General features: G+C 36.9%; 20 protein-coding genes. 11 read left to right on the forward strand and 9 right to left on the reverse strand.

What is annotated here, in order from left to right:
- Positions 1 to 37 precede the first annotated feature (37 nt).
- The 4 genes from BM084_RS01850 to wrbA all read left to right on the forward strand — a co-directional run bounded on the left by BM084_RS01850 (position 38) and on the right by wrbA (position 3,707).
- Entirely contained in the window at positions 38 to 592 is a 555-nt protein-coding gene (locus BM084_RS01850) for a response regulator (RefSeq protein WP_075326611.1), read from the forward strand.
- Positions 579 to 1,148, forward strand: coding sequence for a biliverdin-producing heme oxygenase (locus tag BM084_RS01855; RefSeq protein ID WP_245764321.1), 570 nt, complete (start codon positions 579 to 581; stop codon positions 1,146 to 1,148). The genes BM084_RS01850 and BM084_RS01855 overlap by 14 nt, the downstream gene beginning before the upstream one ends.
- A gap of 151 nt (positions 1,149 to 1,299) precedes the next feature.
- Positions 1,300 to 3,018: a gamma-glutamyltransferase gene (gene ggt / locus BM084_RS01860; protein ID WP_093302395.1), complete on the forward strand. Its 1,719-nt coding sequence runs from the start codon at positions 1,300 to 1,302 to the stop codon at positions 3,016 to 3,018.
- Positions 3,019 to 3,104: 86 nt separating this feature from the next.
- Positions 3,105 to 3,707, forward strand: coding sequence for an NAD(P)H:quinone oxidoreductase (gene wrbA / locus BM084_RS01865; RefSeq protein ID WP_093302397.1), 603 nt, complete (start codon positions 3,105 to 3,107; stop codon positions 3,705 to 3,707).
- Between the two features lie 137 nt (positions 3,708 to 3,844).
- On the opposite strand, the gene BM084_RS01870 is transcribed toward wrbA, so the two are convergent.
- The 6 genes from BM084_RS01870 to recF form a co-directional block, all read right to left on the reverse strand.
- On the reverse strand, positions 3,845 to 4,228 hold the full coding sequence (locus BM084_RS01870) for a DUF3037 domain-containing protein (RefSeq protein ID WP_075326614.1): 384 nt from the start codon (positions 4,226 to 4,228) through the stop codon (positions 3,845 to 3,847).
- A complete protein-coding gene (locus BM084_RS01875; protein WP_093302400.1) occupies positions 4,206 to 4,997 on the reverse strand; it encodes a HipA family kinase in 792 nt (263 codons plus the stop codon). The genes BM084_RS01870 and BM084_RS01875 overlap by 23 nt, the downstream gene beginning before the upstream one ends.
- Positions 4,998 to 5,073: 76 nt before the next feature.
- Positions 5,074 to 5,646 (reverse strand): pseudouridine synthase, encoded by a 573-nt coding sequence (locus BM084_RS01880; protein ID WP_093302403.1) that lies wholly within the window; start codon positions 5,644 to 5,646, stop codon positions 5,074 to 5,076.
- Between the two features lie 10 nt (positions 5,647 to 5,656).
- On the reverse strand, positions 5,657 to 5,953 hold the full coding sequence (locus tag BM084_RS01885; RefSeq protein WP_075327954.1) for a DciA family protein: 297 nt from the start codon (positions 5,951 to 5,953) through the stop codon (positions 5,657 to 5,659).
- Positions 5,937 to 6,371, reverse strand: coding sequence for a lipocalin family protein (locus tag BM084_RS01890; RefSeq protein ID WP_093302404.1), 435 nt, complete (start codon positions 6,369 to 6,371; stop codon positions 5,937 to 5,939). The genes BM084_RS01885 and BM084_RS01890 overlap by 17 nt, the downstream gene beginning before the upstream one ends.
- On the reverse strand, positions 6,368 to 7,447 hold the full coding sequence (gene recF, locus BM084_RS01895; RefSeq protein ID WP_093302406.1) for a DNA replication/repair protein RecF: 1,080 nt from the start codon (positions 7,445 to 7,447) through the stop codon (positions 6,368 to 6,370). Before recF ends, BM084_RS01890 begins: the two co-directional genes overlap by 4 nt.
- A 146-nt stretch (positions 7,448 to 7,593) precedes the next feature.
- On the opposite strand from recF, the gene BM084_RS01900 reads away from it, so the two are divergent.
- From BM084_RS01900 to BM084_RS01930, 7 genes are all read left to right on the forward strand, one after another.
- Entirely contained in the window at positions 7,594 to 8,367 is a 774-nt protein-coding gene (locus BM084_RS01900; RefSeq protein WP_093302410.1) for a tetratricopeptide repeat protein, read from the forward strand.
- Positions 8,368 to 8,369: 2 nt separating this feature from the next.
- Positions 8,370 to 8,867, forward strand: coding sequence for a 6,7-dimethyl-8-ribityllumazine synthase (gene ribH / locus BM084_RS01905; protein WP_075326620.1), 498 nt, complete (start codon positions 8,370 to 8,372; stop codon positions 8,865 to 8,867).
- A 110-nt stretch (positions 8,868 to 8,977) separates the two neighbouring features.
- Entirely contained in the window at positions 8,978 to 9,271 is a 294-nt protein-coding gene (locus BM084_RS01910) for a hypothetical protein (protein ID WP_093302413.1), read from the forward strand.
- Complete coding sequence (gene mutL, locus BM084_RS01915) at positions 9,272 to 11,140, forward strand: DNA mismatch repair endonuclease MutL (RefSeq protein WP_075326621.1); 1,869 nt, start codon at positions 9,272 to 9,274, stop codon at positions 11,138 to 11,140.
- Complete coding sequence (locus tag BM084_RS01920; protein ID WP_075326622.1) at positions 11,141 to 11,884, forward strand: rhomboid family intramembrane serine protease; 744 nt, start codon at positions 11,141 to 11,143, stop codon at positions 11,882 to 11,884.
- The gene (locus tag BM084_RS01925; RefSeq protein ID WP_075326623.1) at positions 11,884 to 12,798 is read left to right on the forward strand and encodes a rhomboid family intramembrane serine protease; all 915 of its coding nucleotides are present in this window, start codon (positions 11,884 to 11,886) and stop codon (positions 12,796 to 12,798) included. The genes BM084_RS01920 and BM084_RS01925 overlap by 1 nt, the downstream gene beginning before the upstream one ends.
- On the forward strand, positions 12,799 to 13,824 hold the full coding sequence (locus BM084_RS01930) for an endonuclease/exonuclease/phosphatase family protein (RefSeq protein WP_093302416.1): 1,026 nt from the start codon (positions 12,799 to 12,801) through the stop codon (positions 13,822 to 13,824).
- On the opposite strand, the gene BM084_RS01935 is transcribed toward BM084_RS01930, so the two are convergent.
- Genes BM084_RS01935 through dapB form a run of 3 tightly spaced genes read right to left on the reverse strand, consistent with a single transcriptional unit; the run spans position 13,814 to position 16,808 of the window.
- Positions 13,814 to 14,464: a WbqC family protein gene (locus BM084_RS01935; RefSeq protein ID WP_093302419.1), complete on the reverse strand. Its 651-nt coding sequence runs from the start codon at positions 14,462 to 14,464 to the stop codon at positions 13,814 to 13,816. The two genes, BM084_RS01930 and BM084_RS01935, sit on opposite strands and share 11 nt — an antisense overlap.
- A complete protein-coding gene (gene lepB, locus BM084_RS01940; RefSeq protein ID WP_093302421.1) occupies positions 14,465 to 16,039 on the reverse strand; it encodes a signal peptidase I in 1,575 nt (524 codons plus the stop codon).
- A gap of 55 nt (positions 16,040 to 16,094) precedes the next feature.
- Complete coding sequence (gene dapB, locus BM084_RS01945; RefSeq protein WP_093302423.1) at positions 16,095 to 16,808, reverse strand: 4-hydroxy-tetrahydrodipicolinate reductase; 714 nt, start codon at positions 16,806 to 16,808, stop codon at positions 16,095 to 16,097.
- Positions 16,809 to 16,826 lie beyond the last annotated feature (18 nt).

The raw sequence follows: 16,826 nt of genomic DNA on the forward strand, positions 1-16,826 counted from the left end.
ATAACAAGTTTAGTATTTTTGTAAAAATTTAGAAGTAATGATCAAAACCCCGTTGCGCATAATTCTGGTGGAAGATGAGGAAACTGATGCAGTTTTAATAAAAAGACAAATTGCTAAAATTGTAGAGAAGCCCCAGATAAAAGTGGTTAAAGATTTACCAGGTTTTGAAGGAATTTTTACCAGTTTTCTACCCGATGTAATAATTTCAGACTATAACCTTCCTACCAGCACAGGACTTGATATTATGCAGTTGGCAAAATCTATAGACGAGACCATTCCATTAATTTTCGTCACCGGAGCCTTAGACGATGATGAATTGGCGGCTGATACTATTCTTTCTGGAGCTTCAGGTTTTATTTTGAAAAAGCATATGAGTGTTCTTGCCGAAAAATTAGAGCCTTTATTAAAACAGGCGATCTATAATATGGTACAGCACGACGAATTAAGGGAAAGAATTAGAAAAAATAAAATAGCCGTTCACCAAATTTATAGTTATCTGGACAGTATGAAAGCCGATGATAAAGAACAGCGGGAAAATATTGCAAAAATAAGGAAGAACCTTGATAAATTTAGTGTAGATGATGCTGAATAACCTTAGAAATGCTACCCAGAAATTACACGAAGAACTGGAAAAAGAGAATCTTGCCGGAAAGATTATTTCACACGAAATAAGCCTGGAAGATTATAAGCTTTTATTACTTCAGAATTATATTGCTTATAAAATTACCGAAGCTGAAATTTCTAAATTTATTCCAGCCTGCAAATTAGATAAAAGCGATCAGCTGGCAAAAGACCTTGAGAATTTGAATGTAGATACTTCTATTTCTGAAGAATTTCAGGGTAAATTCAGCATCACATCGCGTGAAGAAGCCCTGGGAGCGGCTTACGTAGTTTTAGGTTCTGCTTTAGGCGGGATTTATATTTCCAAAGAAATTCCTAATTGCCCTAATTTAGCTCAGATATCTAAGCCATATTTTTTTAATGGCGATCGTGATGGAGTGAAATCCTGGAACAAATTTGTAAAAGAACTTAAAGCTGAAGATTTTACTGAAAATCAAATAGCGATAGCGTCTAAAAAAGCTCAGGAAACTTTTGAATTTTTCGGACTTGTTTTCAGGGAAACTTCGGTGATTCCTCAGAATAGTTAATTTTTTATCTTTTATTTTACGCTCTTGTTTCCTGCCACCTTTTTCTTTAGGTTTACTCGATAATTGGATTTAAATTTCCCTTTTTTCAATGAAATTTAAAGAAAACCATACCTCAAATTATACAAGTTTATTATTCAAGCTCCAATAGAATATGAAACAAAAATTTAAATCTTTGCTCTGCCTTTTTTTGGCCTTCAGTTTATATTTTCCAATCTACGCACAAACCGGTCGTACCCCTGTTAGAGCCGAGAATGGAATGGTTGTTACCAGTCATTATCTTGCTTCAGAAGTAGGGCGTGATATTCTGGCCAAAGGAGGTAATGCCATAGATGCCAGTGTAGCAACGGCTTTTGCACTCGCTGTTACTTTGCCTTCTGCAGGAAATCTTGGTGGAGGTGGGTTTTTGGTTTATCACGGGAGTAACGGTGATAAAACTTCTTTTAATTTTCGTGAAAAAGCACCTTTAGCGTCTACTCCCAATATGTTTTTAGGAAAAGATGGAAAGATTAAGGACAATTCTAATCACGAAGGTTTGCTTTCAGTTGGGGTGCCAGGCACAGTGGCGGGGCTTTATGATGCGCATCAAAAAATGGGAAGTTTGCCCTGGCAAGAACTTTTACAGCCTGCCATAGAACTTGCTGAAAACGGATTTGAATCTACCTATAATATGAACTGGTTTCTAAATTGGGTAAAGGATAAAAAAGATGATGCTTTATATGCCGCCACCGCTAAAACTTTTCTTAAAAATGGGGAAGAAGTTTATAAGCCTGGAGAAACCTGGAAACAACCTGACCTTGCTAAAACTTTAAAGCGAATTCAGAAAAATGGAGCCGATGGTTTTTATAAAGGAAAAACAGCAAAATTGATCGCTGATTTTATGAAAAAACACGGCGGACTTATCACTGAAGAGGATCTTGCAAAATATAAAGCTGAAGAGCTGGAACCTGTTACCGGTACTTACCGTGGTCACGAAATAGTTGCTATGCCTCCGCCAAGTTCAGGGGGAGTAGCGCTTATAGAAATGCTGAATATTCTGGAAGGTTTCAATTTAGAAGAAACGGGACATAATTCTGCAGCTTCGCTGCATTTACTTACCGAAGCAATGCGCAGAGCATATGCCGACAGGGCTCTCTATTTAGGAGATCCTAATTTTAATCCAGAAATGCCAATAGAAAAAATAATCTCTAAGAAATATGCTGCGGAGCTGCGGGAAGGTATTGAGATTAAAAAAGCTTCTTTAAGTGATTCTGCCAATTTTAATAATGCACATTTACAATATGAAAGTCCGCAAACTACCCATATTTCAGTAGTAGATAAAGAGGGAAATGCGGTGTCGTTAACCTATACCCTAGAACGCAGTTACGGCTCTAAAATCGTGGTAGAGGGCGCAGGTTTTCTTCTGAATAACGAAATGGGCGATTTTAATCCAATTCCCGGTCACACAGATACTCGTGGACTAATTGGAACAAAACCTAATTTAGTTGCTCCCGAAAAACGTATGCTTTCCAGTATGACGCCTACCATTGTAGCAAAAAACGGTAAACCACTTTTGGTAATAGGTAGTCCCGGCGGAAGAACTATTATTAATACTGTGCTACAGGTAATTGTAAATACCATAGATCATAAAATGAATGTAGCTGAAGCTATTGAATCTCCTAGAATTCATCACCAATGGCTCCCCAACCGTACGCGGTTTGAAGATTGGGGAATTTCTCCCGATACAAAACGTATTTATGAAGAAATGGGACACGAAGTTTATGAAGCAGGAAACCAGGGACAGGCAATGGGCATTTATATAGATTGGGAAACTAACTTAATCTATGGCGCTGCAGATTCCCGTAGCTATGATGGGAAAGCCTCCGGATTTTAATTCAATTTTATAATAACCTTAGAACTATTCGCTTTATTTTGTTTTATATTTATCTGAAAAGATTAATCAATTTTAAAAGATAAATTATGAGTCAACCAAAAGTAGCAGTGATATTTTATAGTGCCACTGGCACAAATCACCAATTAGCACAATGGGCCGGGGAAGCGGCAAAACAAGCAGGAGCAGCCGAAGTAAGGGTAAAAAAAATTCAGGAAACGGCGCCACAGGAAGCGATAAATCAAAATGAATCCTGGAAGAAATATGCCGAAGAAAATAAAGATTTCCCAACCGCAGAATTAGACGATCTTGAATGGGCAGATGCTATTATTTTTAGCACCCCAACGCGTTATGGAAACTTACCTTCACAATTACAGGCATTTTTTGATACTACCGGCGGGCTTTGGTCTAGCGGAAAATTAGCCAATAAAATTGTAAGCGGAATGACAAGTGCTGCAAACCCACACGGTGGTCAGGAAGCCACTTTACTGTCCCTTTATAAAACTGTGATGCACTGGGGTTCTATAATTGTAGCTCCGGGTTATACAGATCCTTGCTTATTCGAAGCCGGAGGAAACCCTTATGGAATTAGTGTAACTGCAGATGGGAATGCTCCCGGCGATAATATTAAAAAAGCAGTAAATCACCAGGTAAAAAGAACGGTAGAAATGGCTGGGAAGTTTAAAGGCTAGAAATTAAATCTTAAAGTGGGATTATTTGAAAATGTTGAATCGTCAAGTTGAACTTGTTTCAGCCTCTAGTTTGATAACTGCTTTGATCCTGAAATAAGTTCAGGATGACAATTTCAAGTCTTCAAATAATCTCTTTTTTATAAAACAAGTTCTGTAAAAAGCCTATTTAAAGTTTTATCAAGATCACTGGTCATTCCAGGATGTGGTCGTGAAGTTTGAATTATAGAACTGCGTACCGCGGTAAGCCATCTAAACCTGGAAGCTAAATCTAATTGCGCAATGGGGCCGCCATTTTTACTTCCTTCGCAAATCTTTTTAAAAGAATCAAGATTAGTGCAAAGTTCATCTTTGTCCAGTTCTTCACAGAAAACAGCCAATCGCTTTTCATCAACTTCAAATAAAGCTTTTAAATATTTAGACTGTTTGCTAAACAAGATAATCCCCACGTTTAGAAATTCTTCGCGTTCAACCTTAGGCACCAGCCTAATTACAGCATATTCATATAAGTGCTTTTCTTGCATTTTCTGCTTCTTTTATAAAAATTTCTGAATGTGCGAGTCTAGTTGTTAAAAACTGCGTATAAACATTTTTAATTTCTTCTTCCGTTTCATCGGTATCTTCCCATTGCAGCCATTCTGAAGGTAGTAAGGATACAATTTCTTTTATTTTTTCGGGAGTAATTAATTTCCTGCAATACTCATTGGCTTCCTGCAACTTATTGGCTCTTGGAAGTAAAACGTGATCTTTAATAAAGCTGAAAGGCGTTTTTGCTTTTTCCTCAACATTCGTCCACGAGTGGTGAAAATAAAACGAAGCTCCGTGGTCTATAAGCCATAATTCTTTGTGCCACATTAGCATGTTGGTATTCCTATAGGTGCGATCTACATTGGTGATAAAAGCATCAAGCCAAACTATTTTTGAAGCTTCAAATTCATCAACTTCGGTCACCACGGGATCAAAATTTATGGCACCAGATAAAAAATGAAGCGCCAGGTTTAATCCCTGGCTAGCCTGTAATAGATCCTGAATTTCTTCATCGCCTTCTGTTCTTCCAAAAGCTTCATCTAAATTAGCATAAACGAGTTCTGGCACCTTAAAGCCCAGGGCGCGGGCAATTTCGCTCCCTAGAAGTTCAGCGATTAAAGCTTTTACGCCGTGGCCTGCGCCTTTAAATTTCAGCACATATTTAAAATCATCGTCAGCTTCGGTAAGTGCCGGCAATGAGCCCCCTTCCCTTAGTGGAGTGATATAGCGGGTTACCGTAACCGTTCTTAATTCTGCTTTTTGCATAAATTGTTATAAAGCGTCAAAGTTAAGGTTTATGGCTCAATTTGAGATAATGGCCAATGGGTTAATAAAGTAATATTTAAAGAGAAAATTCGGAAAGTTCTATAACTTCCCCGGCATCCATTCCTTCAAGTTTTTCATTTCCAATCCTTACGCGCACCAATCTTAAGGTAGGAAAACCAACAGCGGCAGTCATTTTTTTCACCTGGCGGAATTTACCTTCTGTGAGTGTTATGGAAATCCAGCTGGTAGGGCCGTGGCGTTCATCCCTAATTTTCTTTGCCCTTTCGGGGAAAGTGGGTCTTTCTTCCAGGATAAACGCTTTGCAGGGAAGCGTTTCATAGCTTTTACCGTTAATGCTTATTTCAACCCCGTTTTTTAGTTGTTCAATAGCTTTAGAAGTAACTTGTCCATCTACCTGAACGTAATATTCTTTTTCAATTTTGTTCCCGCTCACTTTGGCGCTTACTTTACCACTGGTGGTGAGAAAAAGCAAACCTTCTGAATCCTGATCCAGCCGGCCAACCGACATTGTTTCCGCAGGGAAATCACCTAAATCTCCTAAAAGTTTCTTTTTCTTTCGGGGACGTTCGTTGGTGATAAACTGACTTAAATATCCGTAAGGTTTATAGATTTTGAAATGACGGTGCACGGGGATAATTTTAGCGTAAAACCAGTTTTTTAATCAGGTCTTTTCCTAATTCCCGGTTTAGCATATTAATTATTTTTTCTTTACCATAACTAAGTTCTTCCCTTAAAACAGAAGAGCTTAATTGCACGAAAAGTGTTTCGTTTTGAAGTTTTATGGCTGTAGTATATTTTTCTATTGCGGGACCCATTTCACGGTACCAGACATCCTTAACGCTAACTTTATCAAGACCACCCTGGAGTTTGTTATGGTCTACAAATTCTTTTAAAACTTCGCTTAAACTTTGATTTTCACTATTTCTCTTCTTCATTTTCATCTAATAAGGAGGTGAATTTTGTGTAATGATAAATTTTACCATCCCGGTTTAGCACGCTAAACTTATCTTCTTCAGCAGAAATTACGGTCTCGGTCCATTCATCAAATGGGGTTTTGTAATGGAGACGCAAACTGTCGTTTTCTATTTTTGCCGAAATTTCTTCTATATCTTCACTAGTCTTATAACTCCCGTCAAATTGTGGCTTAACTTTTTTACGAAAACCTTCTTCGCCATCAAATTCAATATAATCTACCGTGGCATTCACCTTGTAGTTAATTACTGAATCTTCTGTAATCTCTACGCGATCAATTTCCCAGTAACCGGTAAGGTGTTCTAACTGTTCTTCAGGGTTGTTTTTCGCGCATCCTAAAAGTACGATTCCGAAGAGGAAAAAAAGAATTTTTTTATTCACAATTTAAAGAGTTTATAAGATTGATTACTGCTTTTAACCACAGCTTCTGTACGGTCTGCATGGGTATCACTAATAAAAATTTGACCTAATTGATCTGTAGCCACCAAAGCTACAATATGTGCCACGCGTTGCTCGTCTAATTTGTCGAAAATATCATCGAGCAGTAAAATTGGATTTACTTTACTTATAGCTTTAATAAAATCGAATTGCGCCAGTTTTAAGGCTACTAAAAAAGATTTCTGCTGTCCCTGGGAGCCGAATTTTTTTATAGGATGACCTTCAATTTCAAAACTTAGATCGTCTTTATGTGTGCCTACGCTTGTATACTGTAAGGCCATATCCTTTTGAAGGTTTGCTTCAAGTAAAGAAGCTAAATCATTATCAAACAGCTGACTTTTATAACTTATATCTACCTCTTCCTTGTTTTTAGTAATATCAGCATATCGCTTATTAAAAATTGGAATGAATTCTTCTAAAAAGGCTTTCCTTTTTTCAAAAATATACTGGCCAAGCTCACTAAGCTGAAGATTATAAACCTCTAAAGTATCACGATCAAAACTATGATTTGCAGCGAAGTATTTTAGCAAAGAATTACGCTGCGCGTTTATCTTTCCGTACTGAATAAGTTTATTGAGATAAACATTATCACTCTGGGAGATCACACCATCCATAAATTTTCGGCGGGTTTCGCTTCCTTCAATAATAAGGTCACGATCGGCCGGGGAAATAATTACGGTAGGAATAAAGCCAATATGATCACTAAATTTTTCATAGGGCTTATTGTTCCGCTTTATAACCTTTTTTTGTCCGCGTTTAGCGCTTACTAATATTTGTTCCTCTTTTTGTGATTTTTCAAACTGTCCTTCAACCACAAAAAAATCGGCATCGTGATTAATGTTTTGGCTGGTAATTGGGTTAAAATAGCTTTTTCCAAAAGCCAAATGATAAATACTGTCTAAAACGTTGGTTTTACCAACGCCATTATTGCCTACAAAACAATTTATTTTCGTGTCAAACTCGAAAGAAGCTGAATCCAGGTTTTTGTAATTAACTAAAGAGAGTTGTTTTAAAAACATAAAATGCTGTTGTTCAGCTTTTTGATATTTATATAATAGAATTCTGAAAGTAAAGCGAATGACCCGAAAATATTAAAAAAATACAAATAATTTCCCTTTTAATTTTGAATAAAAATCATATTTTTGCCACGCATTAAACAGTTTTTATGGCAACTTACAAGAAAAAAGGATATAAACCATCTAATAAGGAAGAACAGCAGAAACAGGTAGAAGACGAATCTACAACTGCTGAAGTATTTAACACTCTTGACGAAGGTGCTGGCAGGACCGAAACCTGGGTGGCAGAAAATCAAAAGTATATTTATATCATTGTTGGAGTAGCAATCGTAGCCGTTTTAGGTTACCTTGGTTACCAACGTTTTGTAAGTGAACCAAAACAGGAAGAAGCGGCTAATGAAATGGCTCAGGCTCAAAACTATTTTGCTTCGGCTTTAAACGCATCTGGCGCTGAGCGCGATTCACTTTTCACGATGTCTTTAAATGGTGGTGAAGGTAAATACGGTTTTCTTGATATTATAGATAATTATGGAAGTACCGATGCAGCAAACCTTGCAACTTACAATGCCGGTTTTGCTTATTTGAATACAGGAAACTACCAGGAAGCTATCAATTATCTTGAAGATTTTAATAGTGAAGACGAAGTATTGGCAGCTTTAGCTACAGGAGGAATTGGAGATGCTTTTATGCAACTGGAACAGCCGGAAGAAGCTTTAGATTATTATGAAAAAGCCGCTTCTATGCGTTCTAACGAGTTTACAACACCAAAATTTTTACTTAAAGCAGCAATTACCGCTTTAGAAGTAGGGCAACCAGCTGAAGCTGAAGAACACCTTCAGAAAATAAAGGATGAGTATCCAGAAGCTCCAGAAGCTGAGCAGGTGCCAATCTATATGGGGCAGGCTCGCGCTGCAAAACAATAATTATGGCTACAGAAGGAAATAACCTTTCAGATTACGATAAAGACCAACTTCCCGATGCGAGTGATTTTCGCATCGGGATTGTTGTTTCAGAATGGAACGATAAAATTACCGAAGGCCTTTATGAAGGCGCTTTTAACGCGCTTATAGAGAATAAGGTGCAGGAAAAGAGAATTGTTCGGTGGAATGTACCCGGCAGTTTTGAACTTATTTACGGTTGCAAAAAAATGCAGGAAAGTTATGATATGCTTGATGCGATTATTGCCATTGGAAGCGTAATTGAGGGAGAGACAAAACATTTTGATTTTGTTTGTGAAGGCGTTACCCAGGGTATAAAAGACTTGAATGTACAAAACGATACTCCAATTATCTTTTGTGTTTTAACCGATCAAAATATGCAACAGGCCATTGATAGAAGTGGCGGCAAGCACGGTAATAAAGGTACTGAAGCTGCCATAGCTGCTATTAAAATGGCTAAATTACGCCAGGACGCCAGATTTTAAATAAAAATATACATCGGCATTATTATTGTTGATTTCTTTTTAAGCTCGTTCGCTTCGGTTTTTTGAAGCAATTTGAGTAAATTTGAACTACCACAGAAAATCAACATATTTTGAAAATCAAAATTCATAAACCCAGAAAGAATGCCCGTTATAATTACACCCCACGTTATTATAAGGGGAAGGATACGGGTAATATTTATAGTTTTGATTCAAAATTTAGTAAGTATAAAGAAACTACAAATGCCATAGATTTTGGCTCTCAATGGGCTGAAGTGCGTAAATCAAGTAGAACCCGGGGAAACCGGGAGATCAATAAGCGATTGCTCATTATTATTATGGTGCTGGTTCTTATTTTTCTATGGATAATTGACTTTGATCTGTCCATCTTTTCCAATCAACCCTAAATGACAGATATAATTCAACTTTTACCAGACCATGTAGCGAACCAGATTGCTGCCGGGGAAGTGGTGCAACGCCCTGCTTCGGTGGTTAAAGAATTGGTTGAAAATGCTATTGATGCTGGTTCTGGAAATATCCAGGTGGTAATTAAAGATGCGGGAAAAACCCTTATCCAGGTGGTTGATGATGGGAAGGGAATGAGCCTTACCGATGCCAGGATGTGTTTTGAACGTCACGCTACGTCAAAAATTAAAGCTGCTGAAGATCTTTTTAGTTTGCAAACCAAAGGCTTTAGGGGAGAAGCCCTGGCTTCTATTGCTGCGATTGCCCACGTAGAATTAAAGACTAAACCTGAAGATGATGAAGTTGGAACACAAATTAAAGTTGAAGGCAGTAAAGTTGCCAATCAGGATGTTTGTGTTTGCCCAAAAGGAACTTCGGTAAGTGTAAAAAACCTGTTTTATAATATTCCGGCAAGAAGAAATTTCCTGAAATCTGACGCGGTAGAAACACGGCATATTATAGACGAATTTCAAAGGGTGGCTTTGGCGCATCCACAAATTGCTTTTTCGTTATTTCATAACGGGAGTGAACTTTTTCAACTTCCGGAGACTAATCACAGGCAGCGAATTACTAATATTTTTGGAGGAAAAACCAACGAAAAATTGGTGCCGGTAACCGAGGAGACTGAGATTGTTGAAATTTCGGGATTTGTAGGGAAACCTGAGTTTGCCAAAAAATCACGGGGAGAACAATTCTTTTTTGTAAATAATAGGTTTATAAAAAGTCCTTACTTAAATCACGCCGTAGTAGCCGCTTTTGAAGGTTTATTAAAAGATAAATCTTATCCCAGTTATTTTCTTTTCTTAAAGGTTGATCCAAAAAGTATAGATATCAATATTCATCCTACTAAAACTGAAATAAAGTTTGACGATGAACACGCGCTTTATGCAATTTTAAGAAGCGCGATCAAACATAGTTTGGGGCAATTTAATGTAGCTCCTGTCCTGGATTTTGATCGCGATGCAAACCTGGACACGCCTTATGATTATAAAAACAGATCTGCTGAAGTACCGCAGGTAGAAGTAGATCGTAATTTTAATCCATTTCGGGAAGAAAATACAAGGACCCATAGAACGGGTTCAAACTCCTTTTCTTCAAACTTTAAAAAAGAGCGGGAAGAAAGTTGGGAAAGTTTATACACCGGTTTGCAAACCGAAGACACCCCTAAGCCGGATGCAGATTTTAGGGAAATAGAATTTGAAAGTGAAGAAGTAACAGGAAATTTATTCCAGCCTTCTGAAGATAAAGAAGAAAAATCTACCTTTCAGCTTCATAAAAAATATATTGTAAGTACGCTGAAGAGCGGGATTTTAGTAATAGATCAACACCGGGCCCACACCAGGATATTATATGAAGAGATGCTGAAAAATATTACCGTTTCAGCCGCGGTGAGCCAACAGTTGTTGTTTCCGTTAAACCTTCAGTTTAATACTCACGAAATTGAGATATTAAAACAATTACAGGATTCTCTGGAACAAACAGGATTTGTATTTTCTGAAGTAAAAAGTGATTCCGTAGAAATTGTAGGAATTCCAACGCTTATTTCAGAAAGTGAAGTAGAAATATTACTGGAACAACTTATTGCCGATTTTGAAAACGATGTTCCCGATAATGGTTTTTCTCAAACCGATTTACTGGCAAAGTCGCTCGCAAAGGGAATGGCGGTAAAATCTGGCACCTTATTAAACAATACCGAGCAGCAGCATATCGTTAACAGGTTGTTTGCTTGTAAAGAACCCGGGTTAAGCCCGTCTAACAGATCGGTTTTCGTTACTTTAACTGTAGACGAACTGGACAAAAAATTTATGTAAATGGGAAGAATTACCGAAACTGTAAAAGTACTTTTAATAATCAACATCATCTTTTTTGTTGGTAGCCAGTTTCTGGGCGATTATGCCTACCAGTTATTTGCACTTTGGTTCTTTGAGAACGATAATTTTATGGCGTGGCAGTTTGTTACCCATATGTTTATGCACGGCGGCCTTATGCATATTGTTTTTAATATGTATGCACTTTGGGCGTTTGGTGGCCCTATAGAACAAATGCTGGGGCAAAAGAAGTTTATTTTCTTCTACTTTTCGGCAGGGCTTGGAGCTGCATTTTTACATACACTGGTAAATTATATTGAATTTAAAACCGGTTATAATGCGCTCTTAGATGCAGGAATGAGTATGGGAAGTATAGAACAATTGCTTAAAACGGGAGAATATTCTACCGCAATACTTGAGTCTGTACCCCGGGAAACGCTTCAGGGATTATATCAAAGCGTGAATACACCTGCGGTTGGTGCATCGGGTGCTATCTATGGAATTCTTGTTGCTTTTGGAATGATGTTTCCCAATGTAGAATTATTCCTTTTATTTGTACCGGTTCCTATTAAGGCAAAATTCTTTATTCCTGCACTTATTTTACTTGATTTATTTTCAGGATTAACCGGATATTCGTTATTTGGAGGAGGTATTGCTCACTTTGCCCACATCGGTGGAGCCCTGTTCGGCTTTATTATGATGTGGTACTGGAAGAAAAACCAGTTTAACCAAAATCGCTGGGATTGATGAAAGGATCTGATAAATTTAAATACAAACTACAAACCGCCACGGTAGTTGAAAAACTAATCGCAATTAATGTGTTGGTTTTTATCTTGTTTTATCTTTTTAGAACCTTAACCTTTCTATTTCAGTTACCATCAGATTTTTTACTGGAGTGGTTTTCTTTTCCGAAGGAATTAGGAGAGTTTATTTTTAAGCCCTGGTCTATTATTACCTATTCTTTTTTACACGGCGGGATTTGGCATATTCTTTCTAATATGCTCATTTTATACTTTTCCGGAATTTATTTTTTAAACTATTTTTCGCCAAAAAGATTGCTTAATTATTTCTTTTTAGGAGTGATTATGGGCGCTTTGGTTTATATGCTTAGTTATAATTTATTTCCCGCATTTGAAGCGACCGGAAGATCTTATTTAATAGGAGCCTCTGCCGGGGTGATGGCAGTTTTAGTGGGTATTGCTACTTATATTCCAAATATGCGGGTAAGACTTCTCTTAATAGGAAGTATCAAATTCTGGTATATCGCCGCTTTTTTAGTGGCCCTGGATGTTATTCAGATTCCAATGGGGAATGCCGGGGGGCATTTAGCTCACCTCGGTGGAGCGGCTTTAGGCTATACTTATACTAAACAATTACAAAAAGGGAATGATATTGGTTCCTGGTTTGAGAAAATAATGGACAGCTTTGCGGCTATGTTTCAACCTACCGAGCGCAAAGCCAAAATGAAAACGGTGTACCGAAAAACTTCAGATAAAAAATCTGGCTCGGGACCTCGTAAATCTTCTTCTTCTAAAAAGCTGGATAAAGATGAAAAACAAAAGCAAATTGATGCCATTTTAGATAAAATAAGCAAAAGCGGTTACGATAGTTTGAGCAAAAGCGAGAAAGATTTTCTATTTAAAGCCGGTAAAGAAGATTAAATGAAGAATCTTGGACTCATAGATAAGATCATTTTTATCTTTAATTCCCTTGCTGCTACGGCGCTTTTATTATCTTATTTGCTTGCTTTTATTCCTCCAAAATCTTTTCCATTACTTTCTGTTTTAAGTCTTGGGGTACCGGTTTTAATCTTAATAAACCTGGTTTTTATGGTTTATTGGATTATAAGGTTGAAAAGGCAATTTCTGTTATCTTTTATCATTTTACTGGTAGGTTATAATTATGTGACCAATCTTTACCAGTTTAGCGGTGATACACTAACCTCTGATGATGAGCTGAGTATTATGAGCTATAATGTTAGAATGTTTAATTCTTATGGATGGACTGATGAAAAAAACATTCCAGAGAAAATTACCAATTTTGTAAAAGATAAAAATCCGGATATTTTACTCACGCAGGAGCATACCGTAGACGAAACCGGATTCAAGGAAATATACCCTTATAAATTTGTACATAAAAAAGGAAGGAATTCTGAGTTTGGGATGGCCATTTTCTCTAAATATCCAATAATTGAACAATCTTCTATAGATTTTCCGCATAATGGGAATAATAATTCTATCTATACCGATGTGGTAGTGAAAAAAGATACATTGCGTATTTTTAATGTTCATTTTCAATCGCTGAATATTAAACCCGAAATTGAAGATTTACGTAAAGCAGATTCTAAGAAATTGCTTGGTAGAATAGGGCAGGGTTTTAGTTTACAACAGGAGCAGGCTGAAATGATGATGGAAAAAGTGAACAAAACTCCTTATAAAACAATTATCGCCGGAGACTTTAACAATACTGCTTTCTCTTATGTGTATGAAATGTTAAATAAAGATGACAGGTTTACCGATGCTTTTTTGCATTCTGGTGAAGGTTTTGGACAAACATTTAAATTAAATTATTTCCCTTTAAGAATAGATTTTATCTGGATAGATAATAACATTCAAATAAACGATTATGCCCGTTTTAAAAATGAACTTTCAGATCACTATCCAATATTAACCAGAATTAAAATTTAAGTTCCTGTGCTTCCAGGTAATTGGTGGTATTTGGCCCTTCATTAAAAAGAAGATCCAGAATACTTAAATTAGATAAAAACCCGTGTTTTTCTTTAAAAACCTGGGTGTATTCTTCCTGCTGAAATTTCAATTTTCCCTTAGCATTAATCAATGTTCTTAGGTCTTTTTTATCTTCAGGATAAAGAATGAATTCTGAAGTTTTCTCAAAATCTAAATCTAGTTGAAGCGAATCTGTTACAAATTCCAGACAAGCATAATTGAAATCCATTAAGTAATTAAATTTCTTATGATAAAGCGGATAAATTTCATCCTCATAAAATTCAAAAAATGGCGAAGTTTGGTAAGAAGCTTTTAAAGCTCGCCAATGCTGCTTTTGCCATTCAAAATCATTTTCAATTTTTACTTCTTTATATAACTGGTGTTTCCCTGATTCTTTCGGCTCCCCAGTTAGGGCTGAGCGATGTTTAATAGGAATATTCAGCAATAATTTACCATTGGAGTCATAGATATACATCCGGTTTCTATAGGTTTGTTTCTGGTAATTGTCTTCATTTTCAAAAAAGACTTTATTAGCTTTTACCAGCGCAACAAACTGAGAAACCGGCCCAAAATAGGCCGGATGTATTAAAATTTTTTCCATTTAAGCGTTTTTCCTGCGTTTTTTGAAGTAATTAAAAGCGATAAGTATTACTACAATTATTAGGAAATAGGGTAGGTATGAGGTGGGTGTAGCGTCACCTTTAACGGTGGTAAAAACGCGATCCCATCTAATTTTATTAAAGAAGCCCTGGGCATTGGCATCCCAACTCATCCATACAAATACAGGTTTTCCCACCACATGATTTTCTGGAACAAATCCCCACGTACGGCTGTCTTCACTGTTATGGCGATTGTCACCCATCATCCAGTAATAATTTTGCTTAAAGGTGTAAGAATTTACGGGTTGGCCGTTTAATAAAACCTGGGTCCCATTAAGACTGAGTTTATTGTTAATTCCCATCTCACTGCCTTCGTAAGTTTCTATAATTCGCTTATAAAAAGGCATTGATTCTGCAGTAAGATCTATCGTCACCCCTTCTTCAGGAATGTAAATTGGCCCCATATAATCGTTATTCCAATTCAGTTTTCCATTATTCGGAAAAATGCTTCGATCTTTTGAGCCTAATGAGTCAGAATATCTTTCAATACTGGTAACGTTGGGATGATTTTTAATTCGGTTATATGCGTCTTCGGTTAAGGCTTTTATATAAAATTGATTGGTATTAGGGTTGTGGTAATAACCATCGGTAATATCATATTCTTCATATAAATACCTGGGATTGAAACCCTGCCCGTTGGTAGTACCAATATAAGTGAACTGAGTTTTTGCACGTCCCGGAAGCTGAAGCGGCTCGTTATTTACCACAACTTTTCCTGCACGAACCTCCAGCGAATCCCCCGGAATTCCTACCGCACGTTTTACGTAATTAGATTTTTTATCTATGGGTTTGTAATAATATTTCCCATCACCATATTGCTGAAAAGCATTTACAGTATCTACCGGCCAGTTAAAGACTACAATATCATTGCGCTCTATTTCTTCAAATCCCGGTAATCTCAAATATGGAATTTGAGGTTTTGTTAAATAAGATTTTACACCCAATACAGGTATAGTATCGTGCACCATGGGAAACGCCACCGCCGTTCTTGGCAGGCGTGCTCCATAATGAAACTTACTTACAAAAAGGAAATCACCTACTAATAAAGTTTTTTCTAAAGAGGCCGTTGGGATGGTAAAAGGTTGCATTACATAAGTATGCACTATGGTGGCGGCAATTACTGCAAATAGTATAGAGCTTATCCATTCGCCGGCGGCAGTCCTGGGTTTTAAGCTTCTATCTTCAATATATTTTACATCAGTTGCATAATTTATATAGTAGATGTAGAAACCGAGTGTTATAATAGCTAAAATGGTATCGGTAGTGCTATGCCGGCCATAACTTCTTATGGTTTCTACCCAAATTACCGGGAACATAATAAGGTTTACAATAGGAATAAAAAGAAGAATTACCCACCACCAAGGGCGGTTTATAATTTTCATTAAAATTACTGCATTATAAATAGGAATTGCGGCTTCCCAGGCTTGTCTTCCCGCTTTTTGATAAAGTTTCCAGGTACCTGCAAAGTGAATAATCTGAACCAGGAGAAAAAACAGAAACCATTGTGTAAACGTCATATTTTTATTCTTTGCTTATTAGTAACAAAATCCAGTGTTTGTTACTATTTTTTGTTTAAAATTGGCTGGAAAGTACATCTTGCATAGTGAAAACTCCTTGCTTATCCTTAAGCCATTCTGCAGCAATTACTGCTCCTAAGGCAAATCCCTCTCGTGAATTTGCGGTATGCATAATTTCTATAGAATCTATTTTAGATTTGTAAGAAACGGTGTGAGTGCCCGGCACATCTTCAATTCTTTTAGCTTTAATAGCGATTTCATCGGCAGCGGCGTGATCCAGTTGCCAGTTGTTCTTTTTATCGTTTTCAGCAATTACTTGTTGCGCAAGACTTATAGCCGTACCACTTGGGGCATCTTGTTTCTGGGTATGATGAATTTCTTCAATTTCTACGGCATAATCATCCATACCATTCATCATTTTGGCCAGTTTTTTATTCAGCTCAAAAAATAGATTTACACCTACGCTAAAGTTAGAAGCATAAATAAAAGCGCTGTCTTCTTTTTTGCAAATATCTACTGCTTTCTCATAATCATCTAACCAACCGGTTGTACCACAAACCACCGGGATATTATTTTCAAAACAGGTGGTAATATTTTTAAACGCTGCTTTTGGAACACTAAAATCTATAGCAACATCAATTTCCATTTTATTGATCTCGTAAGTAACAATATCTTCTTCAATTTTAAGAACAATTTCGTGACCACGGTTTAAAGCAATCTCTTCAATTGTCTTTCCCATTTTTCCGTATCCTAAAAGTGCTATTTTCATCTCTATAAAATTTTGATA

The sequence above is a fragment of the Salegentibacter agarivorans genome, from assembly GCF_900113135.1.
Lineage (GTDB): Bacteria > Bacteroidota > Bacteroidia > Flavobacteriales > Flavobacteriaceae > Salegentibacter > Salegentibacter agarivorans.